The following is a 20,647-nucleotide window of genomic DNA, read 5'->3' on the forward strand; positions in this document are numbered from 1 at the left end:
GTTTTATAGAAACCAAATTTTATTCTTTTGGGTTTTATGAGAAGGGTTCTAGAGTGAACACATTGTTCACGGCAGCCCCGCCCATGAGGGCTGCGAAACCCTAGCCTCAAGGACCCCTGCCATGCTTTCATCCGCCATCCAGGACACCCAGGACGCTGTGCTCGCACACGAATTGGAATCTGCCCGCTCGGTCGCACTGGCGTCCGGCCTGCCCTATGCGGGCGGCGTTGCGCCCACCGTGGCGTGGAAACTCGTCCTGGCCGGCGATGCCGTGCTGGTGGACGTGCGCTCGGCCGAAGAGCTGAAGTTCGTCGGCCAGGTGCCGGACAGCCTGCACGTGCCCTGGGCCACGGGCACCGCCCTGCAGCGCAACCCGCGCTTCGTGCGCGAGCTGGAGGCCCGCCTGGCCAGCCACGGCGGCAAGGAGGCCACGGCGCTGCTGCTGTGCCGCAGCGGCAAGCGCTCGGCCCTGGCGGCCGAGGCGGCGGCCAAGGCCGGCTTCACCCGTGTCTTCAACGTGCTCGAAGGCTTCGAGGGCGAGATCGATGGCCGCAAGCAGCGCGGCGGCTCCGACGGCTGGCGCTTTCACGGCCTGCCCTGGGTCCAGGACTGAAGAACCGACTGCCCGCGGCCAACCCCCTCACGACTGAACCACTGCTCTCTCTTCTTCCCATGGCCGTCTTCAACATCGAACCCATCGTGCAGTCCCTGCACGCCGTGCGCCGCGACTGGCGCAGCCTGCAAAAGCGCTCCCAGGAGCCGGGCGGGCGCGAGTTCCCATCGCGTGACGCACTGGCCGACATCGTGGACAAGCTCAAGGGCGTGCTGTTTCCCATGCGCCTGGGTCCACCCGACCTGCGCCAGGAGAGCGAGGACTTCTATGTAGGCCACACGCTGGACGCCGCCCTGCACGCGCTGCTGGCGCAGATCCGCCTGGAGCTGCGCTACGTGCTGCGCCACCAGCCGGTGGAAGAGCAGAACATCGAAAAGCGCGCCGTGCAGGCGGCACGCACTTTCGCCGCGGCGCTGCCCGAGACGCGCAGCCTGCTCGACAGCGACGTGCTGGCCGCCTACCACGGCGATCCGGCCGCGCGCAGCGTGGACGAGGTGCTGCTGTGCTACCCCGGCATCCTGGCCATGATCCACCACCGCCTGGCGCACACGCTGTACCAGCTGGAGTTGCCGCTGCTGGCGCGCATCGTGGCCGAGCAGGCCCATGCGCAGACCGGCATCGACATCCACCCCGGCGCGCAGATCGGCGCGGGCTTTTTCATCGACCACGGCACGGGCGTCGTGATCGGCGAGACCGCGGTGATCGGCGAGCGCGTGCGTGTCTACCAGGCCGTCACGCTGGGCGCCAAGCGCTTTCCCACGGACGAGGATGGGCATTTGCAGAAGGGACTGCCGCGCCACCCGGTGGTGGAAGACGATGTGGTCATCTACGCCGGGGCCACGGTGCTCGGCCGGGTGACGCTGGGGCGCGGCGCCACCATCGGCGGCAATGTCTGGATCACGCACGACGTGCCCGCGGGCGGCAACGTGACCCAGGCCCTGTCGCGCCACAACGGCGACGAACCCAGGGTGGGCGTGGCATGAGTGAGGTGCTGGTACGCAGTTTCGGCACCGCCGTGCGGCGCCTGCGCGAAGCTCGCGGCTGGTCGCAGGAGCAACTGGCCGGGCATGCCGACCTGAACCGCTCCTACGTGGGCGAGATCGAGCGCGGCCGCGCCATTGCCTCGCTGGTCACCATTGACAAGCTCTCGCAGGCCCTGGGCGTGAGCAGTGCCACGCTCCTCGGACATTGCGACGAATTGAACAGCGCCCATGTGCTGAAAGGCACGCGATTGGCGGCTATAGCATGTTGAAGCGATAGCGGGGGAATCCGACACTGGCTGGGAATCGAAACCTGTTCGTTTACCAACCTTTCTGATACGGAGCCTCACATGACGGCAACAGTGGGCGGCACGACCGCCCTGGGCGACAACGCAGCACGGCAACTTGCCAACGCGACCAAGACCACCGCACAACTCTCGACCATCTCGCCGCGCTGGCTCACGCACCTGCTGCAGTGGGTGCCGGTCGAAGCGGGCATCTACCGCCTCAATCAGGTCAAGAACCCCGAGCTGATCAAGGTCACCTGCACCGCCCGCGAGGAAGAGAACCAGTTGCCGCGCACCTTCGTGGACTACGAAGAGAACCCGCGCGAGTTCTTCCTGAATGCCGTGAGCACCGTGCTCGACGTGCACACCCGCATCTCCGACCTGTACAGCAGCCCGCACGACCAGATCAAGGAACAGCTGCGCCTGACGATCGAGACGATCAAGGAAAACCAGGAGAGCGAGCTCATCAACAACCCCGACTACGGCCTGCTGGCCCAGGTGACGGAAGAGCAGCGCGTGTTTCCGCTCACCGGCGCGCCCACGCCGGACGACCTGGACGAGCTGCTCACCAAGGTCTGGAAGGAGCCCGCCTTCTTCCTGGCCCACCCGCTGGCGATCGCCGCCTTCGGCCGCGAGGCCACGCGCCGTGGCACGCCGCCGCCCACGGTGAGCCTGTTCGGCTCGCAGTTCATCACCTGGCGCGGCATTCCGCTGATCCCATCGGACAAGGTGCCTGTGGCCGACGGCAAGAGCAAGATCCTGCTGCTGCGCGTGGGCGACAAGCGCCAGGGCGTGGTCGGCCTGTTCCAGCCCGGCCTGCCGGGCGAGCAAAGCCCCGGCCTGTCGGTGCGCTTCATGGGCATCAACAACCATGCCATCGCGTCCTACCTGATCTCGCTGTACTGCTCGCTGGCCGTGCTCACGCCCGATGCGCTGGCCGTGCTGGACGACGTGGAGATCAACAAGTACCACGACTACCCCGACACCTACAAGTAAAGCGCCGCGTGGTGACCACTCCATCCTCCCTTCCTGCCAGCGTACCCGCCACGCTGCAGCCGCCGATCGACCCGGCGCTGCTGGCCGGGCTGGCGACGGCCCTGTTCGCGGCCCGGCCTGGCGAAGAGCCGCGCTTTGCCGGGCCGGCCACAGGCCGGCCCTCCACGCCACCGGGCTCGCTGCCTGGTGCGGGGCAGGGCACGCCCTGGCCGCCTGGCGTGCAGGCGCCCGTCAACATCGCACCGGCCGGCTCGCCGCTGGTCAGCCCGGCGGGCTTTGGCCCCGGCGTGCCCGGCACCCCCATCCCGCAAGGGCTGGTGCCGGGTGCCAACCTGGTGCCGGCCTCGCCCACGCCGCTGGCCTCGCTGGCGCACCGTGCGCCGGCCCTGCTGCCTCATGCGGTGGCTGGCAACGGCGTACCCGACTCGGTGATCAGCACCTTGCCGGCCTACGAGCCGCGCTTTGGCAGCGGCGTGCTGGGGGTGCCCGAGGCGGCGCAGCCTTCCGCACCACCCGTCCCATCGACAGCATCGCCGTACTACTTTCTCGGTGAGCGCCATGGCCACCCGCTGGCGGCCGACCGCGCACCGCAGGTGGCACCGCCCGACGGGCATGGCGCCGTTCCCGGCGGGCTCGATGCCCTGGCGCGCCTGCCTTTTGCCGCACCCGAAGTGCCGCGCGTGGGCTCGCCCACGGCCGGCACCGGCGTGCCCAGCACGGTGCCATCGACCGAGCCGCGTTTCTACTTCGCCCACGCCGTGGTGCTGCCCGGCGGCTACACCACGCCCGGCCGTGCCCCGGCTGCCGGCAGCGTCCCGCAGGCCGACCGCAGCGCCCACCCCGCGTTCGACGTGCATGCGGTGCGCCGCGACTTCCCGGTGCTGCAGGAGCGCGTGAACGGCCGCCAGCTCGTCTGGTTCGACAATGCGGCCACCACGCACAAGCCGCAGTCGGTCATCGACCGCATCAGCCACTTCTACGCGCACGAGAACTCCAACATCCACCGCGCGGCGCATGAACTGGCGGCCCGTGCCACGGACGCCTACGAGGGCGCACGCCAGCGCGTGCAGCGCTTCATCAATGCGCCCGACGTGAACGAGGTGATCTTCGTGCGCGGCACCACCGAGGCCATCAACCTGGTGGCCAAGAGCTGGGGCGCGCAGCATGTGGGCGAGGGCGACGAGATCATCGTCAGCCACCTGGAGCACCATGCCAACATCGTGCCCTGGCAGCAGCTGGCGGCTGCCAAGGGCGCGCGCCTGCGCGTGATCCCGGTGGACGACTCGGGCCAGGTGCTGCTCGACGAATACCAGAAGCTGCTCAACGACCGCACCAGGATCGTCGCCGTCACCCAGGTCTCCAATGCCCTGGGCACCGTGGTGCCGGTCAAGGAGATCGTGGCCCTGGCCAGGCGGGCGGGCGCCACGACCCTGGTCGACGGCGCGCAGTCGGTCTCGCACATGCGGGTGGACGTGCAGGACCTGGGGGCCGACTTCTTCGTGTTCTCGGGCCACAAGGTCTTCGGACCCACTGGCATCGGCGTGGTCTGGGGCAAGCGTGCGGTGCTCGAAGACATGCCGCCCTGGCAAGGCGGCGGCAACATGATTGCCGACGTGACCTTCGAGAAGACGGTGTTCCAGCCCATCCCGAACAAGTTCGAGGCCGGCACCGGCAACATCGCCGACGCCGTGGGCCTGGGCGCCGCCATCGACTACGTGAACCGGGTGGGCATCGAGAACATCGCGCGCTACGAGCACGAACTGCTGGTCTACGGCATGCGCCACCTGGGTGCGATCCGCGGCGTGCGGCTCATCGGCACGGCCGACGACAAGGCCAGCGTGATGTCCTTCGTGCTCGCGGGCTACACCACGGAAGAGGTGGGCAAGGCGCTCAACGAGGAGGGCATCGCCGTGCGCACCGGCCACCACTGTGCCCAGCCCATCCTGCGCCGCTTCGGCGTGGAGACCACGGTGCGGCCTTCGCTGGCGTTCTACAACACCTTCGACGAGATCGACCGCCTGGTGGCCGTGGTGCAGCGCCTGGCCGGGCAGCGGCGCGCGGGCTAGCGGCCGACCGGGCGGGCCTTCATGGCGGCGCAATACGCTATACAAAATGCAGCAATTGCGCCGGGCCCGCCGCCCTGCGTTTTCACGGGGCTGTGGCTATCATGGCAAGCGCTGTGTACAGCATGGCCCGGTACGTTCCGGTCGATGCCATGCGGTGCTTTTTTTCTCCGTTGTCGTCCATTCACAAGGAGTTTTCATGAGCAATGTCCAGATCGCCGTCATCGTCGGCAGCCTCCGCAAGGATTCCTTCAATCGCCAGCTGGCCACCGCCATCGCGCGGCTGGCACCGGCGGATTTCCAGTTCACGCAGTTGCGCATTGACGACCTGCCTTTGTACAACCAGGACGACGATGGCCAGCAGGCCGCGCCAGTGTTGCGCCTCAAGCGCGAGGTCCAGGCCGCGCAGGGCGTGCTTTTCGTGACGGCGGAGTACAACCGGTCCATCCCCGGCGTGCTCAAGAACGCCATCGACCATGCGTCGCGGCCCTATGGCCAAAGTGCATGGGCGGGCAAGCCCGCGGGCGTGATCGGCGCGTCGGTGGGAGCCATCGGCACCGCCCTGTCGCAGCAGCACCTGCGCAACGTGCTGGCCTACCTTGACATGCCCACCCTGGGCCAGCCCGAAGCATTCATCCATGCCAAGGACGGTCTTTTCGATGCCGATGGCAACGTGGGCGAAGGCAGCAGGAAGTTCCTGCAAGGCTGGGTGGACAAATACGTGGCCTGGGTGAAGGCGCACGCGGCCTGAGCGGCCGCGCCATCTGCACCTTTGGCGTCAGCGCGCGCAGGGGCGCAGATGCCGCTCGAAGAAGCTCAGAGGGTCTGCGATCACGGCCGCCCTGATGCGGGGGGCCGCCGGCGGCAGCAGTTGCGGTGCAGCCGGCTGGCGGCGGTCCAGCCCGGCTGCGGATGCCGCTCAGGCTGCCTGTGCCACCCTGGCCTGGTTGGCCGCGACGGTGGTGTGGGCCTGCAGGTCACGGTCGGCATTGGCCAGGGCCGCTGCCTTGGCGTCCGGGCCCATGCCCACGCCTTCGGCGCGCACGAAGCGCACGTCGGTGATGCCGAAGAAACCGAACACGACCTTCAGGTAGCTTTCCTGGTGCTCCAGGGCCTGGCCGCCCTCGCTGGTGGAATACACGCCGCCGCGGCTGGACGCCACGATCACCGTCTTGCCCCCGGCCAGGCCCACGGGGCCCTTGTCGGTGTACTTGAAGGTGCGGCCCGTCTGCGCGATGCGGTCGATCCAGGCCTTGAGCTGGCTGGGTATCGAGAAGTTGTACAGCGGAGCGCCGACCACGATCACGTCGGCGGCCAGGAACTGGCTCACCAGCGCTTCGGACACGGCGTTTTCCTGGCGCTGGAGTTCCGTCGCCGCGGCCTGGCCGGTGCGAAAGCCCAGGGAGTCGGATGACAGGTGCGAAGGAGCCTGGGCGGCGAGGTCGAGGTACTGCACGCTGGTGCCGGGGTGGCTGGCCTGCCATGCGCCCACGATGCGGGCGGTGAGTTCGCGGGAGACGGATTGTTCGCCGGTGATGGCGGAATCGATGTGAAGCAGTTGCATGAGAGAACTCCTTGGGGGTGTGTCAGCGGTGGGACCACGGCGTGTGGCCATGGGATGAATTGTGGGGATGCATCAAAATGTTGATAAGGTAGTGAACTTGCGATAGATTGTTCTATCCATAGAACGATCAGGGCGTCTGATGCGCCTTGCCTTACCGTGGGACCTCCATGCCGGTGATCGCTGGGCGCGGGCACAGGCCTTGTGGTCCCGGCTTTCGCGGGCACGTCAACGTGCACAACACGCTCACAACACGCTCTCACCATGCAAGACCTCAACGACATGCTGTATTTCGCCGAAGTGGTGGAGCGGGGCGGCTTCGCCGCCGCCGGGCGGGCGCTGGGGATCCCCAAGTCGCGCCTCTCTCGGCGCGTGTCGGATCTGGAAACGCAGCTGGGCGTGCGGCTGTTGCAGCGCACCACGCGCAAGCTCTCGCTCACCGAGGTGGGAGAAGCCTATCTGCGCCATTGCCAGGCCATGCGGGAATCCGCCCAGGCGGCTGCCGACACCGTGGCCCAGGTGCAGACGGCACCGCGGGGCACCATCCGCGTGAGCTGTCCGGTGACGCTGGCGCAGACCGTGCTGGCCGAGCTGATGCCGCAGTTTCTTTCCACCTACCCCGAGGTGCGGGTGGAGATGCTGGTGAGCAACCGCGCCGTGAACCTGGTGGAGGAAGGCATCGACGTGGCGCTGCGCGTGCGGCCCTCGGTGGAGGACAGCGGCAGCATGGTCGTCAAGCGCCTTGACCATGCAACCCAGATCCTGGTGGCCAGCCCGGACCTGCTGATCCGCCAGGGCACCCCCGAGACACTGGAGGACCTGGGGCGGCTCGACAGCATCGCCATGTCGGCGCCCGATGGCCGGTCCACCTGGAACCTCATCGGGCCCGGCGGTGTGCACCAGGTGGTGCACCACGCCCCCCGCTACGTGGCCGATGACCTGCTGACCCTCAAGATCGCGGCGATGGCGGGCACCGGCATCTGCTGGATGCCGGACTACATGTGCTCCGAGGAAATACGGGCGCGCCGGCTGGTGCGGGTGCTGCCGGACTGGGCTCCCCTGCCCGCCATCGTGCATGCGGTGTTTCCATCGCGCCGGGGCCTGTCCCCGGCGGTGCGGCGTTTTCTGGACTATCTGGGCGAGGCCATGCCCGGACGCAGCAGCCTGAGCACCCGCCAGGCCCTGATGGGGGTGGACGGGGCGGATATCTGAGCCGTGGCTGCGGCGCGGCGCGCCCGGCGTGCGGCATCGCCGGCCGTGGAAAAGACGGTGCCCCACCCGTGCCGCGCCTGCGCCCCGCCTTTTGGCGCCACAATGCAACGAATTGCAACTGTGCGGGCAACCCCTGTGTGTACCGTACCGGGGCGGCCCGGTGATTCTTCGTGACCGCTCCACACCCCATCGATCAAGATATCCGGCAAGCCCGCGTGCACCCTGCGGTACGGGCCATCGTGGTCCCGCCGTGCCCCGAGTCGCTGCTGCGCCTGCAGCAGATCGTGGCCGCGCCCGAGCTGGACTCTGCCGCCCTGGAGCAACTGGCCTCCTCGGACGTGGCCCTGGCCGCCGCCGTGATGCGGCTGGCCAACAGCCCGCTGTATGGCCTGGCCCAGCCGGTGCAGACCGTGGGCATGGCGCTCACGGTGCTGGGCCTGCAGCCGGCGGTGGAGCTGCTGTCGGCCTTCATCACGCGCAATGCCCTGCAGGTGCGGTCTCCGCTGCTGGAGCATTTCTGGGAAAGCTCGCAGCGCCGCGCCATCGCGTGCGAGCACATCGGCCACCAGCTCTACAGCTTTGACCCGGGCCTGGGCTACAGCTTCGGGCTGTTCTGCCATGTGGGCATGCCCGTGCTGGTGAAGGCCGTGCGGGGCTATGCCGGCACCGTGACCGAGGCCCTGGCCCGCAAGGACCGCACCTTCACCCAGACCGAAAACGCCAGCCACCGCACCGACCACGCGGTGATGGGCGCCATCGTGGCCCGCACCTGGCACCTGCCGGGGGATGTGGCGCAGGCCATCTGGCTGCACCACGACTTTGCGTGCCTGGGCGATGAGCGCTTCAACCCCACGGTTCGGCACCTCGTGGCGCTGGGCCTGCTGGCCGAGTACCTGGTGAACCACCACGACAGCCTGGCCCCCACGCGCGAATGGCTGCAGCATGGCCAGGCCTGCATGCAGCATCTGCATGTGACGCAGGATGAGCTGGACCACTGGATCGACGCGCTGCACCCGGCTTTCGAGGCCGTGCGGTTCTGAGCCTGGACACTCCCTGCGCTGGAGGTTCCGCGGCTAGCGTTGTTCAGCCTCGATGAGGTCCGCAATGCGCGCATGTCCCCGTTGCCGGGCTTGCTGCGCCGCGTTCAGGCCTTCGCGGTCCACCAGGGTTCGGTTGGCGCCCAGGGCCAGGAGTTTCTGGACGGCGGTGGCCTGGCCGTGGATGGCCGCGAGCATCAGTGCCGTCCTGCCAGCGCTGTCGCGGGCGTCGATGGGCGCGCCCTGGCGAACGAGGCTTTCCACCTGGAGGGAGTCGCCTGTACGGGAGGCTTCCCACAAGTGCCGCGACAACAAGGCGCTGGAACCCGCATCGGCGCTGGGTGCGGTGGCAGCAAGTTTGCCGTTCGCAGCATTGCCCCCTTGTAGGCTGCGGGCCGCAGCAGCGGCGGCAGGTGCCGCAGCGGATGGCATGGCCTGGGGCTGTGGCACCACTTCCCTCGAAGCGGCACCATCTTGCGCAACGGAGCGCTCGCGCATCTCGGCGCGGGGGGCTGGCGCAGCGGAGGGCGCGGGGGGCGGTGCGGGACGGGGCGTGATGGCCTTCTCGGCCGTCATGGGCGGCGATGCGGGAAAGCCTGAAACGGCCCCGGCTGCGCTGTGGCCCGGTGAGGACTCGGCCTCGGGGGCCGCGATTGCGGGGGCCGGTGCCGGTACAGTCTTGGCCAGTGGCCTGGCCTGGCCTGGCGCCGCAGACGCAGGTTTTTGTGCCGTGGACCTGGCCGGTGGGATCGCCGTGTCGCGGGCACGGTCTGGCAAACCCGCAGCGGCCGATGGCGCCGTTGAGTTTGTTTCTGCCGCTGGGGCCGTGGAAGGTGCAGGTGCGGGAGCTGGCAATGCGGCGGGGGCTGGCGCTTCGGCCCGGCGCTGGCCATAGGCGACTTCTTTTTCTTCGGGCGTCCCGCGCTCGAATTGCAGCATCAGCAAGCCAGTCAGCCCCACCACGGCCACGGTGGCCAGGGCCGAGATCTTCCAGCGCGACTGGTTGGCGGCGGCACGGGTGGGTGGGGCTGCCGTGGGCGATGGGGCCGTGGCGGCTGCTGCCGCCAGCATCTGCGCATGCGCGCGCACAGCATCGCGCACCTGCGCGCCGGGGCGGGCATCTTCCTGCGCGCTGGCTTCGCGGTATCGCCGGACCAGTTCGTCGTCTGGCGCGCTCATGCTGCAAACTCCTTGAGGTGCTGGCGAAGGCTGGCCCGCGCATAACGCAGGCGGCTCTTGGCGGTTTCAAAATTCACGCCCGTGGCCTGTGCAATCTCCTGCACGCTGAGGTCACCTTCGGCCTGCAGCAGAAAGGCCTCCCGCTGTTCGAGGGGCAGTTGCTCCACGGCGGCGATCAGCGCCACCGCCTGCTCGCGGGACTGCAACTGCCGCACCGGCCCGAAGCCGGAGTCGGCCACCAGCGTGTCCGCCAGGCTGCGCGCGTCATCGTCGTCGCTCGCGTCCAGGCTGGCGTGGTTCTTGGCGGTGCGCAGGTGGTCGACCAGCCGGTTGTGCGCCAGGGTGAACAACCAGGTGCGGAATTTCGCCTTCACCTCGTAGCTGCCGGCATGGCGCGCCACGGCAAACCAGACATCCTGCAGCAGGTCGTCGGCCACGGCCTGGACCTTGACGCTGCGAAACACGAACCGCCACACCGCCAGTTCGTGCCGGCCATACAGCGCGTCGAATGCGCCCATGTCTCCTCCGGCATAACGCAGCATGAGCGTCTCGTCGGATTCGTCCGTGGGGGCGGGGGAAGGGGCGGTCGGCACCGGCGCATTATGCGAGGCCCTCATGCACCGGCGGGCCTGTGCGGGGCGGAAGCCCTCAAGGCCTACCTCGGGTCGGGCACATAGGACAGGTTGTCCGACTGCGGAAATGCGCGGGGCACATGCGGCCGGGCCAGTGGCTCGCGGATCACGCCGCTGGCGACGAGGTTTTCGCGGCTGTCATACCGGATGCTGATCACTTCATTGGGCTGGTCCTGCAGGCGCGTGAAGGTGGTGTGCGAGACGACCGAGGTCTCGCGCTGGCCATGGGCCGTTCCCAGCTTGGGAGACGGCATGGGCGCCGCCTTGGCCACACTGTCCGCAGCCATCGACCGTGCGGAAGACTCGGCTTCCGAGGAGGGAGCGGGTGCCGCAGCGGCGGGTGCTGCCGATGGCGAGGGCAGATGGGGGACAGGCTCCTCGCGCAGGCGTCCCAGGCTGTTGCCGTTGCCGCCGCTGTTGTCGCGGCGCTGGCTCTGGCTGTACGGCTCGGGGGTGACGGCGGGCGAGGGCACCGGCGGCTGTTCGCGGAACAGCGCGACACCGATCACGCCCACGTGGGCCGGGCGGCCCGTGCGGCTGGCGTAGGAGTTGGCAATGCTGGAGAACTCGAAGGCCGCGACCTGGCTGTCGCTCTTGCGCCAGCCGGTGATCTGGTAGCGCTCGTAGGGCGAAAACACATAGCCGCGCTGGTCCCAGGCGGCGGTTTCGCCGCTGAGCACATTGACGCCATCCACCGAGGGCACGGCCAGCATCCGTTCACCCGAGCGGTTGCGCACCGTGATGGCGTAGCGCGCGCCAGGGCGGCCAGCCACCCAGTATTCGCCCTTGGCGTAGTGCACCGGCAGCGTGGCGCCCGTGTCGCGGTCCACGATGGTGACATCGGCCAGGCGGCCAATGGCCTGGGCTGGCAGGCTGGCCACTGCCAGCAAGGCGGCCAGCGCGGTGAGTGCGGGAAGGGTGAATGAACCGGGTTTCATGGCAGCTCCATCAAAGTGTTGTTGGTGCTGGGTGAAACGAACGGGGCGGGGGAATGGGGTTGAAGAACAGAAAAATAATGGGAAATATTTTTCTATTACCTCCGGATTCGGCGCTGCCGCGGGATTGAGGGTCGATACCTGCCGTGCCACCGGATAAACCGCCGCCTGGGGCGCTTTATCAGTCTGCCGCTTGGCCATGCCGCCCGTTAGCATGGCGACATGCTGTCTGCCAAACCCTACCTCCAGAGCGCCTGCATCCGCCCAGATGCGGAGATCGACTACGACACCTACCCGTACAGCATCCCCGCCATCCGCGAGTTGGGCCGGCTGGAGTTTCACCCGGACGTGACGTTCTTCGTGGGCGAAAACGGCTCTGGAAAATCGACGCTGCTGGAGGGCATCGCCCTGGCCCTGGGCTACAGCCCCGAGGGTGGCACCCGCAATTTCCAGTTAGCCACGGCCGGTTCGGAATCGTCCCTGCATGAGGTGCTGCGGCTGGCGCGCAGCTACCGCTCACCGCGCGATGGCTACTTTCTGCGGGCCGAGAGCTTCTTCAACGTGGCCACCTACATGGACGAGGTGGGCTACCTGGACTCCTATGGCGGCAAATCGCTCCATGCCCGCTCGCATGGCGAAGCGTTCATGGCCCTGCTCACGCACAAATTCCAGGGCAGGGGGCTGTACCTACTGGACGAACCCGAATCCGCGCTGTCCCCCAATCGGCAACTCGCTGCGCTGTCGGCCATCCACCAGTTGGTAGAGGACAAGTCGCAGTTCATCGTCGCTACGCACTCGCCCATCCTGCTGTCTTACCCGAACGCCAAGATCATCCAGTTCGACGGTGGCGGTTTGACCGAAGTCGCTTTCGAGGAGACCGAGCACTACGTGGTGACGCACGATTTCCTCAACAACTACCCGGATCGGCTGAAACGCCTATTGGAAGGGTGACGGATTGCTCCGTTTATAGACGTTTTGGCGATTAAGTAAGAGCAATATATTCGTTTGGGTTTTAAAGGCCGGATCGCAGAATGCCCCCTCAGACATTGAAGGAGCGTTCCACATGGCCACCTTGCGACTCGGCGACACCGCCCCCGACTTCACCCAGGAATCCACCGCCGGCACCATCCGTTTCCACGAATGGGCCGGTGATTCGTGGGTCGTGCTGTTCTCGCACCCCGCCGATTTCACGCCCGTCTGCACCACCGAACTGGGCAAAACGGCTGCCCTGGGCGGCGAATTTGCAAAGCGCAACGTCAAGCCCATCGCCGTGAGCGTGGACCCTGTCGATTCGCACAACCGCTGGGTGGGCGACATCAACGACACGCAGAACACCACCGTCAACTTCCCCATCCTGGCCGATGCGGACAAGAAGGTGGCAGACCTCTACGACATGATCCACCCCAACGCATCGACCACGGTCACGGTGCGCAGCGTGTTCATCATCGATCCCAAGAAGGTCATCCGCACCACCTTCACCTACCCCGCCAGCACGGGGCGCAATTTCGACGAGATCCTGCGCGTCATCGACTCGCTGCAATTGACGGACAGCCACAAGGTGGCCACTCCCGCCAATTGGAGGGACGGCGACGACGTGATCATCGTGCCCAGCCTGCAGGACCCGGCCGAGATCGCGCTGCGCTTTCCCAAGGGCTTCAAGGCGGTGCGCCCCTACCTGCGCATCACGCCCCAGCCCAACAAGTAAGCAGAAGAAGCAAGACACAACAGGGCAGGGCCGCGGCGCGAGGCTGTGGCGGGCCCTCTGATTGCCGTGAGCACCTCCACCTCCATCATCATCGTTCCCGGCTGGCGCGACTCCGGTCCCGGCCACTGGCAAAGCCTGTGGGCCGAGCGCATCCCGCACGCCCGTCGCGTGGTGCAGGACGACTGGATCACGCCCACGCGGTCTGCCTGGGTGGGCCAGCTTGAAAAGACCGTGCTCGCGGCGCCCGGCCCGGTGGTGATCGTGGCGCACAGCCTGGGCTGCATCGCCACGGCCCACATCGGCCCCGAAGCGGCTGCCCGTGTGTGCGGCGCGCTGCTGGTGGCCCCGGCCGACCCCGAGCGCCGGGCCGTGCTGAGCGACTTCGCACCGGTGCCCTATGCCGCGCTGCCGTACCGCAGCATCGTGGTGGCCAGCAGCAACGATCCGTATTGCCCCATTCGCCTGGCGGGCGCCTATGCCCGTGCCTGGGGCAGCGAGTTCGTGCGCATGCAGAACGCCGGGCACATCAACATCGAGTCCGGCCATGGAGAGTGGCCCCTGGGCTGGGCGCTGCTGCAGTCGCTGGAGGGCGAACACGGCGCCCTGCCGCCATCCGCCGCCCATCCACACGCCACGTCGGCGGCATTCTGATTGCTATATTTTTAATAGCTTCCTGCGCTTGATCATCAAGCGCTGCGGGCCATTTTTTCTTGAAATCCGTCGCCAGGACGCTTGCCAGGCCCGCTGGCAATCACCAGCCGGCCCGCCATTGAAAATCTATATTCCAATAGCTGATTATTTAACAAGAATATATTCTTTTGAGTTTTAAGCACGGCTCCGCACAATGGAGCATCTCCAGTACTTTTCGGGCGAAGGCACCATGACCTCTTTGAAACTCAAGACCCTTCTGGCCACCGTGGCCCTGGCTGCCAGCGGCATGGCCGCTGCACAGAATTCGCTGCTCAACGTGTCGTACGACGTGGCCCGAGAGTTCTACAAGGACTACAACGCCGCCTTCGCTGCCCACTACAAGAAGACCACCGGCCAGGACGTGAAGATCGACCAGTCGCACGCCGGCTCCAGCGCCCAGGCGCGCGCCGTGAACGACGGCCTGGCGGCCGACGTGGTGACCATGAATACGACGACCGACGTGCAGTTCCTCGCCGACAGCGGCGTGGTGGCCAAGGACTGGGCCAAGAAATTCCCGCACGACGCATCGCCCACCACCTCGACCATGCTGTTCCTGGTGCGCAACGGCAACCCCAAGGGCATCAAGGACTGGGAAGACCTGATCAAGCCCGGCGTGCAGGTGATCGTGGTGAACCCCAAGACCGGCGGCAACGGCCGCTATGCCTACCTGGCCGCCTGGGGCGCCGTGCGCGAAAAGGGCGGCACCGAGGCGCAGGCCGCCGAATTCGTGGGCAAGCTCTACAAGAACGTGCCCATCCTGGCCAAGGGTGGACGTGATGCCACGGCCACCTTCCTGCAGCGCAATCAGGGCGACGTGCTGATCACCTTTGAATCCGAAGTGGTCTCCATCGACCGCGAATTCGGCGCCGGCAAGGTCGATGCGATCTACCCGTCGGTGAGCGTAGTGGCCGAGAACCCCGTGGCCGTGGTGGAGCGCACCGTGGCCAAGAAGGGCACCGCCCAGCTGGCCAAGGCGTACCTGGACTACCTGTACTCCGAGGAAGCCCAGGAAATCGCCGCCAAGCACGCGATCCGCCCGCGTTCTGAAACGGTGCTCAAGAAGTACGCCGATACCTTCAAGCCGCTCAAGCAGTTCACGGTGGCCAAGTACTTCGGTTCGCTGACCGAAGCGCAGAAGGTGCACTTCAACGACGGCGGCCAGTTCGACAAGCTCTACACGCCCGGCGCCAAGTAGTAGTGGACAACCCCCTGAGCCGCTGTGCGGCTTCCCCCTTCTCTGGGCTATCGCCGGGAAGGGGGACGACGCCAGCGCCGCGGGGCGGCCCTTGCGCGGCGTCTGCTGGCTTGGGTCGCGCCGGTTCCTACCGACGATGCGCAATGGATAACAACATATGAACGGTAAAAAAAGCGCACCAAGAAGCGCTAGGAGGGTATTGCCCGGCTTTGGGCTGACCCTGGGCTACACGCTTTTCTATCTGAGCATCATCGTGCTGATCCCGCTGTCGGCACTGATCTTCAAGACCTTCACGCTGACCTGGGAGCAGTTCTGGGCGGCCATCAGCGCGCCGCGCGTGATGGCCTCGTACCGGCTGACCTTCGGGGCCTCGTTCCTCGCGGCGCTGGTCAACCTGGTGTTCGGCCTGCTGATTGCCTGGGTGCTGGTGCGCTACAAGTTTCCGGGCAAGAAGATCGTCGATGCACTGGTGGACCTGCCGTTCGCCCTGCCCACGGCGGTGGCCGGCATCTCGCTGACCGCCTTGCTGGCCGGCAACGGCTGGGTCGGCAGCATCCTGGAACCCCTGGGCATTCAGCTCGCGTTCAAGCCCGCGGGCATCGTGATCGCGCTCATCTTCATCGGCCTGCCGTTCGTGGTGCGCACCGTGCAGCCCGTGCTGGAAGACGCCGAAAAGGAGCTGGAAGAAGCCGCCACCTGCCTGGGCGCCACGCGCCTTCAAACCTTCACCAAGGTCATCTTGCCTTCCATCACTCCCGCGCTGCTCACCGGCTTTGCCATGGCGTTCGCGCGGGCGGTGGGGGAGTACGGCTCGGTGATCTTCATCGCCGGCAACATGCCCATGGTGTCTGAAATCACGCCGCTCATCATCATCGGCAAGCTCGAGCAGTACGACTACGCCGGCGCCACCGCCGTGGCCGTGGTCATGCTGGTCATCTCGTTCATCCTGCTGCTCATCATCAACGCACTACAGGCCTGGCAACGGCGCCACGCGGGAGCACCAGCATGAGCGGCAACAACTCCCGGACCATCCGCCGCGCACAGGCGGGCACGACTGAAGCGCCCTGGGTCCGCTACACGCTGATCACCATCGCGCTGGCCTTCATGCTGCTGTTCCTGGTGCTGCCGCTGGCCGCCGTGTTCGCCGAGGCGTTGCGCAAGGGCTTCGGGGCCTACCTCGAAGGCCTGCGCGAGCCCGATGCCTGGGCGGCCATCAAGCTCACGCTGATCACCGCTGTCATTGCCGTGCCGCTGAACCTCGTGTTCGGCGTCGCGGCCGCCTGGTGCATCGCCAAGTACGAGTTCAGGGGCAAGGCGTTCCTGACCACGCTGGTGGACCTGCCGTTTTCCGTCTCTCCCGTGGTGGCGGGCCTGATCTACGTGCTGATGTTCGGCGCGCAGGGCTGGTTCGGCCCCTGGCTGCAGGCGCATGACATCAAGATCATCTTCGCCGTGCCGGGCATCGTGCTGGCAACGGTGTTCGTGACCTTCCCGTTCATCGCGCGCGAACTGATTCCGCTGATGCAGGCGCAGGGCAATGACGAAGAGCAGGCCGCCATCGTGCTGGGCGCCACCGGCTGGCAGACCTTCTGGTACGTGACGCTGCCCAACATCAAGTGGGGCCTGCTGTATGGCGTGATCCTGTGCAATGCGCGGGCCATGGGCGAGTTCGGCGCGGTGTCCGTCGTGTCCGGCCACATCCGTGGGCAGACCAACACCATTCCGCTGCACGTCGAAATTCTCTACAACGAGTACCAGTCCGTGGCCGCGTTCGCCGCTGCATCGCTGCTGGCCTTGCTGGCCCTGGTCACGCTGGTCATCAAGACCATTGCCGAACACCGCAACGAGCAGGCCTTGAAAGCCGCCGCCGAGTTGCCCCCCGAGCGGCCCGCACCCGCGCCAGCCGTCCGCTGAAGGAAGAAGACCATGAGCATTGAAATCCGTAACGTCAGCAAGCAGTTCGGCGACTTCCAGGCGCTGCGCGACGTGAGCCTGGACATCGCATCGGGCGAACTCATCGCGCTGCTCGGCCCCTCGGGCTGCGGCAAGACCACATTGCTGCGCATCATCGCCGGCCTGGAGACGGCCGATGTGGGCACCATCCACTTCAGCGGCGAGGACACCACCGACGTGCACGTGCGCGAGCGCAACGTGGGCTTCGTGTTCCAGCACTACGCGCTGTTCCGCCACATGACCGTGTTCGAGAACGTGGCCTTCGGCCTGCGCGTGAAGCCCCGTGGCGAGCGCCCGAGCGAGGCGCAGATCAAGCAGAAGGTGACCGACCTGCTCAAGCTCGTGCAGCTCGACTGGCTGGCCGACCGCTACCCCTCGCAGCTCTCGGGCGGCCAGCGCCAGCGCATCGCGCTGGCCCGCGCCCTGGCGGTGGAGCCCAAGGTGCTGCTGCTCGACGAGCCCTTCGGCGCGCTGGACGCCAAGGTGCGCAAGGAACTACGCCGCTGGCTGCGTCGCCTGCACGACGAGCTGCACGTGACCAGCATCTTCGTCACGCACGACCAGGAAGAGGCACTGGAGGTGGCCGACCGGGTGGTCGTGATCAACCAGGGCCGCATCGAGCAAAGCGGCTCGCCCCAGCAGGTGTGGGACCAGCCCGCGAGCCCGTTCGTCTACGGCTTCCTGGGCGACGTGAACCTGTTCCACGGCCGGGCGCACGAGGGCCTGGTGCACCTGGAGGGCATGCAGATCGACTCGCCCGAGCACCAGGGCGCGCAGAACGCCAAGGCTTTTGCCTATGTGCGCCCCCACGACCTGGATGTGGAGCGCTACTCCCCGGGCGCCGGGCTCGACGCCCAGGGCCGCCCGCGCGGCATCGTGGCGCAGCTGAGCCGTGCCATCGTGGTGGGCCCGATCGCGCGCCTGGAACTTATTCCATCCCAGGATCACAAACCAGCGGACAATGCGTCCCCGGAACACTTGATCGAAGCGCAGATACCTGCGCAGCAGTTCAAGGAGATGGGGTTCAAGGAGGGCGAAACGCTGGTGGTGACGCCGCGCCGCGCCCGTGTTTTTCTGGACCACGCCGCCGGGATCTGATTCCCCCGAGCCGCTGCGCGTCTTCCCCCTGGGCGGACGTACCCGGTGGACTGGCGGGGCCAGATCCACGGGTGCACTGGTGCGGGGCACGCCCGTTTCGCCGGCGGCACCGTTTGCAACGGCTATTGATGAGGGATAAGAAATGAACTGGTTGACTGCGGCCCCGCGCCGTGTGCTGGCGCTGATCAGCGTGGCGTGTGTGGCGATGCTCGCCTTCGGCATGTACCTGCAGCATGTGGTGGGCCTGGAGCCTTGCCCCATGTGCATCGTGCAGCGTTATGCTCTCATTGGTGTAGCAATCTTCGCAGGCCTGGCAAGCGCCAGGGACGCTAAAGGCTGGTGGATGGGCTGGGGCGTGCTGGCCCTGGTGGCCTCGGGCTTCGGCGCCTTCGTGGCGGCCCGCCAGAGCTGGCTGCAGTGGTACCCGCCCGAGGTCGCCACCTGCGGCCGCGACTTCTACGGAATGATCGAGAACTACCCCATCAGCCGCGCCATTCCCATGATCTTCCGGGGCTCGGGCGACTGCGCGGCGGTGGACTGGACCTTCCTGGGGGGCTCGATCGCCAACTGGTCGTTTGTCTGCTTCGTGGGTTTCGCGGTGGTACTGCTGGCGCTGCTGGTGCGCGGCATGCGCGGTGGCCGCCGTGGCGGCGGGCTGTCCATGGCCTGAGTTTTCCAGGCTTCGTTTCAAGGCAAAGGCGCCCCTCGGGGCGCCTTTTTTGTGGCTAGACCGCGTGGGCCCGCCCCGGCTCAGGCGAAATCTGCTTCGGCAAACGGAAACGCCACACCCTCCGTGCCATCCATCCACGCCGGCAGTTTGGGCATCACGCTGGCCAGCAGTGGTGATGACTGCCAATCAGCCAGCCAGGCCTGTAAATGCGGCCAGGGCTGGGCCGCCCACCAGCCCATGTCGATGCCCGCGAACTGGCGCACGAACGGGGCGATCGCCATGTCGGCCAGCGCTGCATGGGCGCCGAACAGGTGGGGCTGGGCGCACAGGCGCGCATCCAGCGTGCCCAGCCAGGCGGTGGCCGCCGCGCGTTCGGCCCCGATGTCCGCACCCGGGTGGCGGCTGGGGTACTTGCAGCGGTCCAGGGCCTGCTTGAAGGGGCCGTCGCATTCGGCAATCAGCGCCAGCATCTCTGGCACCGTGCCCCCGGCGGGCGCGAGCCAGCCTTGGGGGTCGTGCTGCTGCAGCGCCCACAGCATGATGTCCAGGCTCTGCTCCAGCACGCGGCCATCGGGCAGGACGAGCACCGGCACGGTGCCCTTGGGCGAGGCCTGCAGCAGGCCCCGGGGCTTGTTCTTGAGCACCACCTCGCGCAGTTCGCAGGCCTGGCCGCTCACGGCCAGGGCCAGCCGGGCGCGCATCGCATAGGGACAGCGGCGGAACGAATACAGAACGGGCAGGGCGGTGGCGGTGCTCACGCGGTGTCGTCCTTTTGGGGGGCGCCTTCCGGGGCTCCGCCGTGCACGCGCACTGGCGTGCCGGGCTGGCGCGCGCCGATGTGTTCCTGGCCGCGCCGGGCGGCCAGCTGCATCTGCCGCTCGCGCTCGGCCAGGGCGCGTTCCTGCTCGGCCGTGCGGGTGCCGTGGCAATAGGGGCAGCTCACGCCCGCCACGTAGTGCGGCGACTGCAGCTCCGCCTCGCCCAGGGGCATGCGGCACGAGCGGCACAGCTGGTGGTGCCCGGGCACCAGGCCGTGGCCCACCGACACGCGCTCGTCGAACACAAAACAGTCGCCGTGCCAGCGGCTGGTTTCCTCGGGCACGGTCTCCAGGTACTTGAGGATGCCGCCTTCGAGGTGGAAGACCTCCTCGAACCCCTGGGATTTGAGGAACGCGGTGGATTTTTCGCAGCGGATGCCGCCCGTGCAGAACATGGCCACGCGGGGTTTGCCCGCCAGCACGCCGCCGGGCCCCGATTGCGCGGCCACCCAGGCCGGAAACTCCGCAAAGCTCCTGGTGTGCGGGTTGACGGCGCGCTCGAACGTGCCGATGCCCACCTCATAGTCGTTGCGTGTGTCCACCACCACCACGCCGGGGTCGTCGATGAGCGCGTTCCAGTCCTCGGGCTTCACGTACGTGCCCGCGTTGCGGGCCGGGTTCAGGCCCGGTACGCCCAGGGTGACGATCTCGCGCTTGAGCCGCACGCGCATGCGGTAGAACGGCATGCGCTGCGCGTGCGCCTCCTTGTGCTGCAGTGCTGCAAAGCGCGGGTCGCTGCGCAGCCAGGCCAGCACGGCCAGCACATCGGCTGGCTCGCCCGCGATGGTGCCGTTGATGCCCTCGGGCGCCAGCAGCAGCATGCCGCGCACGCCGCGCTCGTCGCACAGGGCCTGCAGCGGCGCGCGCAGCGCGGCGCAGTCGGGCAGATCGACAAACTGGTAGAGGGCGACGGTGAGAAAGCGGGGTGTGACCGAGTGCACAAGAAATGGGAAAGCGGGAAACAGAAGGTCGATGATAGCCGTCACTTTTCGTTACGATGAGCGGTCGCCAACGCTGCACCCA

Annotated in this window: 22 protein-coding genes; 16 read left to right on the forward strand and 6 right to left on the reverse strand. The window is 67.3% G+C overall.

The genetic code is table 11. The annotated features are described in order from the left end of the window. Positions 1-121: 121 nt before the first annotated feature. The 6 genes from AC07PV_RS00825 (at position 122) to AC07PV_RS00850 (ending at position 5,690) form a co-directional block, all read left to right on the forward strand. The gene (locus tag AC07PV_RS00825) at positions 122-613 is read left to right on the forward strand and encodes a rhodanese-like domain-containing protein (protein ID WP_494629096.1); all 492 of its coding nucleotides are present in this window, start codon (positions 122-124) and stop codon (positions 611-613) included. A 59-nt stretch (positions 614-672) separates the two neighbouring features. Further along, positions 673-1,596, forward strand: coding sequence for a serine O-acetyltransferase EpsC (gene epsC / locus AC07PV_RS00830; RefSeq protein ID WP_494629097.1), 924 nt, complete (start codon positions 673-675; stop codon positions 1,594-1,596). Continuing rightward, positions 1,593-1,865 (forward strand): helix-turn-helix domain-containing protein, encoded by a 273-nt coding sequence (locus AC07PV_RS00835; protein ID WP_494629098.1) that lies wholly within the window; start codon positions 1,593-1,595, stop codon positions 1,863-1,865. Before epsC ends, AC07PV_RS00835 begins: the two co-directional genes overlap by 4 nt. Before the next feature lie 78 nt (positions 1,866-1,943). Continuing rightward, positions 1,944-2,876: a family 2A encapsulin nanocompartment shell protein gene (locus tag AC07PV_RS00840; protein WP_218341054.1), complete on the forward strand. Its 933-nt coding sequence runs from the start codon at positions 1,944-1,946 to the stop codon at positions 2,874-2,876. Between the two features lie 8 nt (positions 2,877-2,884). Next, complete coding sequence (locus AC07PV_RS00845) at positions 2,885-4,942, forward strand: family 2A encapsulin nanocompartment cargo protein cysteine desulfurase (protein WP_494629099.1); 2,058 nt, start codon at positions 2,885-2,887, stop codon at positions 4,940-4,942. A 196-nt stretch (positions 4,943-5,138) separates the two neighbouring features. Beyond that, on the forward strand, positions 5,139-5,690 hold the full coding sequence (locus tag AC07PV_RS00850; RefSeq protein ID WP_494629100.1) for an NADPH-dependent FMN reductase: 552 nt from the start codon (positions 5,139-5,141) through the stop codon (positions 5,688-5,690). A 168-nt stretch (positions 5,691-5,858) separates the two neighbouring features. Here AC07PV_RS00850 and AC07PV_RS00855 read toward each other — a convergent pair whose 3' ends face one another. Then, the gene (locus tag AC07PV_RS00855) at positions 5,859-6,503 is read right to left on the reverse strand and encodes an FMN-dependent NADH-azoreductase (RefSeq protein WP_218294694.1); all 645 of its coding nucleotides are present in this window, start codon (positions 6,501-6,503) and stop codon (positions 5,859-5,861) included. A 261-nt stretch (positions 6,504-6,764) separates the two neighbouring features. On the opposite strand from AC07PV_RS00855, the gene AC07PV_RS00860 reads away from it, so the two are divergent. Continuing rightward, positions 6,765-7,712, forward strand: coding sequence for a LysR family transcriptional regulator (locus tag AC07PV_RS00860; RefSeq protein ID WP_218294695.1), 948 nt, complete (start codon positions 6,765-6,767; stop codon positions 7,710-7,712). Positions 7,713-7,882: 170 nt separating this feature from the next. Next, on the forward strand, positions 7,883-8,752 hold the full coding sequence (locus tag AC07PV_RS00865) for an HDOD domain-containing protein (protein ID WP_218294696.1): 870 nt from the start codon (positions 7,883-7,885) through the stop codon (positions 8,750-8,752). A gap of 33 nt (positions 8,753-8,785) precedes the next feature. Here the strand turns inward: AC07PV_RS00865 and AC07PV_RS00870 are convergent, their stop codons facing one another. The 3 genes from AC07PV_RS00870 to AC07PV_RS00880 all read right to left on the reverse strand — a co-directional run bounded on the left by AC07PV_RS00870 (position 8,786) and on the right by AC07PV_RS00880 (position 11,498). Beyond that, positions 8,786-9,928: an ankyrin repeat domain-containing protein gene (locus AC07PV_RS00870; protein WP_494629101.1), complete on the reverse strand. Its 1,143-nt coding sequence runs from the start codon at positions 9,926-9,928 to the stop codon at positions 8,786-8,788. Continuing rightward, positions 9,925-10,470, reverse strand: a complete 546-nt coding sequence (locus tag AC07PV_RS00875; protein WP_494629467.1) for a sigma-70 family RNA polymerase sigma factor — start codon at positions 10,468-10,470, stop codon at positions 9,925-9,927. Before AC07PV_RS00875 ends, AC07PV_RS00870 begins: the two co-directional genes overlap by 4 nt. A gap of 113 nt (positions 10,471-10,583) precedes the next feature. Then, a complete protein-coding gene (locus AC07PV_RS00880) occupies positions 10,584-11,498 on the reverse strand; it encodes a hypothetical protein (RefSeq protein WP_494629102.1) in 915 nt (304 codons plus the stop codon). A gap of 219 nt (positions 11,499-11,717) precedes the next feature. Here AC07PV_RS00880 and AC07PV_RS00885 point away from each other — a divergent pair, with 219 nt between their 5' ends. The 8 genes from AC07PV_RS00885 to AC07PV_RS00920 all read left to right on the forward strand — a co-directional run bounded on the left by AC07PV_RS00885 (position 11,718) and on the right by AC07PV_RS00920 (position 18,806). Next, a complete protein-coding gene (locus AC07PV_RS00885; RefSeq protein WP_494629103.1) occupies positions 11,718-12,446 on the forward strand; it encodes an AAA family ATPase in 729 nt (242 codons plus the stop codon). A gap of 112 nt (positions 12,447-12,558) precedes the next feature. Next, a complete protein-coding gene (locus AC07PV_RS00890; RefSeq protein ID WP_218294700.1) occupies positions 12,559-13,200 on the forward strand; it encodes a peroxiredoxin in 642 nt (213 codons plus the stop codon). A gap of 66 nt (positions 13,201-13,266) precedes the next feature. Continuing rightward, a complete protein-coding gene (locus tag AC07PV_RS00895) occupies positions 13,267-13,851 on the forward strand; it encodes an RBBP9/YdeN family alpha/beta hydrolase (protein ID WP_218294701.1) in 585 nt (194 codons plus the stop codon). Between the two features lie 229 nt (positions 13,852-14,080). After that, the gene (locus tag AC07PV_RS00900; protein WP_494595895.1) at positions 14,081-15,085 is read left to right on the forward strand and encodes a sulfate ABC transporter substrate-binding protein; all 1,005 of its coding nucleotides are present in this window, start codon (positions 14,081-14,083) and stop codon (positions 15,083-15,085) included. Between the two features lie 157 nt (positions 15,086-15,242). Continuing rightward, on the forward strand, positions 15,243-16,094 hold the full coding sequence (gene cysT / locus AC07PV_RS00905; RefSeq protein WP_218294703.1) for a sulfate ABC transporter permease subunit CysT: 852 nt from the start codon (positions 15,243-15,245) through the stop codon (positions 16,092-16,094). Further along, positions 16,091-16,999: a sulfate ABC transporter permease subunit CysW gene (cysW, locus tag AC07PV_RS00910; RefSeq protein WP_218341177.1), complete on the forward strand. Its 909-nt coding sequence runs from the start codon at positions 16,091-16,093 to the stop codon at positions 16,997-16,999. Before cysT ends, cysW begins: the two co-directional genes overlap by 4 nt. 12 nt (positions 17,000-17,011) lie before the next feature. After that, positions 17,012-18,136: a sulfate/molybdate ABC transporter ATP-binding protein gene (locus AC07PV_RS00915; RefSeq protein WP_218341063.1), complete on the forward strand. Its 1,125-nt coding sequence runs from the start codon at positions 17,012-17,014 to the stop codon at positions 18,134-18,136. A gap of 142 nt (positions 18,137-18,278) precedes the next feature. Next, positions 18,279-18,806: a disulfide bond formation protein B gene (locus AC07PV_RS00920; protein WP_218294705.1), complete on the forward strand. Its 528-nt coding sequence runs from the start codon at positions 18,279-18,281 to the stop codon at positions 18,804-18,806. A gap of 80 nt (positions 18,807-18,886) precedes the next feature. Here the strand turns inward: AC07PV_RS00920 and AC07PV_RS00925 are convergent, their stop codons facing one another. Then, entirely contained in the window at positions 18,887-19,507 is a 621-nt protein-coding gene (locus AC07PV_RS00925) for a glutathione S-transferase (protein ID WP_494629469.1), read from the reverse strand. Between the two features lie 53 nt (positions 19,508-19,560). Continuing rightward, a complete protein-coding gene (gene trhO, locus AC07PV_RS00930) occupies positions 19,561-20,565 on the reverse strand; it encodes an oxygen-dependent tRNA uridine(34) hydroxylase TrhO (protein WP_218294706.1) in 1,005 nt (334 codons plus the stop codon). Positions 20,566-20,647: the final 82 nt, after the last annotated feature.

This window comes from Acidovorax sp. GW821-FHT09A11 (assembly GCF_059418365.1).

What these genes read in the sequence shown, in the direction of transcription:
- AC07PV_RS00825 (WP_494629096.1), top strand. Translation starts at nt 122, where the DNA reads ATGCTTTCATCCGCCATCCAGGACACCCAGGACGCTGTGCTCGCACAC.
- epsC (WP_494629097.1), top strand. Translation starts at nt 673, where the DNA reads ATGGCCGTCTTCAACATCGAACCCATCGTGCAGTCCCTGCACGCCGTG.
- AC07PV_RS00835 (WP_494629098.1), top strand. Translation starts at nt 1,593, where the DNA reads ATGAGTGAGGTGCTGGTACGCAGTTTCGGCACCGCCGTGCGGCGCCTG.
- AC07PV_RS00840 (WP_218341054.1), top strand. Translation starts at nt 1,944, where the DNA reads ATGACGGCAACAGTGGGCGGCACGACCGCCCTGGGCGACAACGCAGCA.
- AC07PV_RS00850 (WP_494629100.1), top strand. Translation starts at nt 5,139, where the DNA reads ATGAGCAATGTCCAGATCGCCGTCATCGTCGGCAGCCTCCGCAAGGAT.
- AC07PV_RS00855 (WP_218294694.1), bottom strand. Translation starts at nt 6,503, where the DNA reads ATGCAACTGCTTCACATCGATTCCGCCATCACCGGCGAACAATCCGTC.
- AC07PV_RS00860 (WP_218294695.1), top strand. Translation starts at nt 6,765, where the DNA reads ATGCAAGACCTCAACGACATGCTGTATTTCGCCGAAGTGGTGGAGCGG.
- AC07PV_RS00870 (WP_494629101.1), bottom strand. Translation starts at nt 9,928, where the DNA reads ATGAGCGCGCCAGACGACGAACTGGTCCGGCGATACCGCGAAGCCAGC.
- AC07PV_RS00875 (WP_494629467.1), bottom strand. Translation starts at nt 10,470, where the DNA reads ATGCTGCGTTATGCCGGAGGAGACATGGGCGCATTCGACGCGCTGTAT.
- AC07PV_RS00880 (WP_494629102.1), bottom strand. Translation starts at nt 11,498, where the DNA reads ATGAAACCCGGTTCATTCACCCTTCCCGCACTCACCGCGCTGGCCGCC.
- AC07PV_RS00885 (WP_494629103.1), top strand. Translation starts at nt 11,718, where the DNA reads ATGCTGTCTGCCAAACCCTACCTCCAGAGCGCCTGCATCCGCCCAGAT.
- AC07PV_RS00890 (WP_218294700.1), top strand. Translation starts at nt 12,559, where the DNA reads ATGGCCACCTTGCGACTCGGCGACACCGCCCCCGACTTCACCCAGGAA.
- AC07PV_RS00900 (WP_494595895.1), top strand. Translation starts at nt 14,081, where the DNA reads ATGACCTCTTTGAAACTCAAGACCCTTCTGGCCACCGTGGCCCTGGCT.
- cysT (WP_218294703.1), top strand. Translation starts at nt 15,243, where the DNA reads ATGAACGGTAAAAAAAGCGCACCAAGAAGCGCTAGGAGGGTATTGCCC.
- cysW (WP_218341177.1), top strand. Translation starts at nt 16,091, where the DNA reads ATGAGCGGCAACAACTCCCGGACCATCCGCCGCGCACAGGCGGGCACG.
- AC07PV_RS00915 (WP_218341063.1), top strand. Translation starts at nt 17,012, where the DNA reads ATGAGCATTGAAATCCGTAACGTCAGCAAGCAGTTCGGCGACTTCCAG.
- AC07PV_RS00920 (WP_218294705.1), top strand. Translation starts at nt 18,279, where the DNA reads ATGAACTGGTTGACTGCGGCCCCGCGCCGTGTGCTGGCGCTGATCAGC.
- AC07PV_RS00925 (WP_494629469.1), bottom strand. Translation starts at nt 19,507, where the DNA reads ATGCGCGCCCGGCTGGCCCTGGCCGTGAGCGGCCAGGCCTGCGAACTG.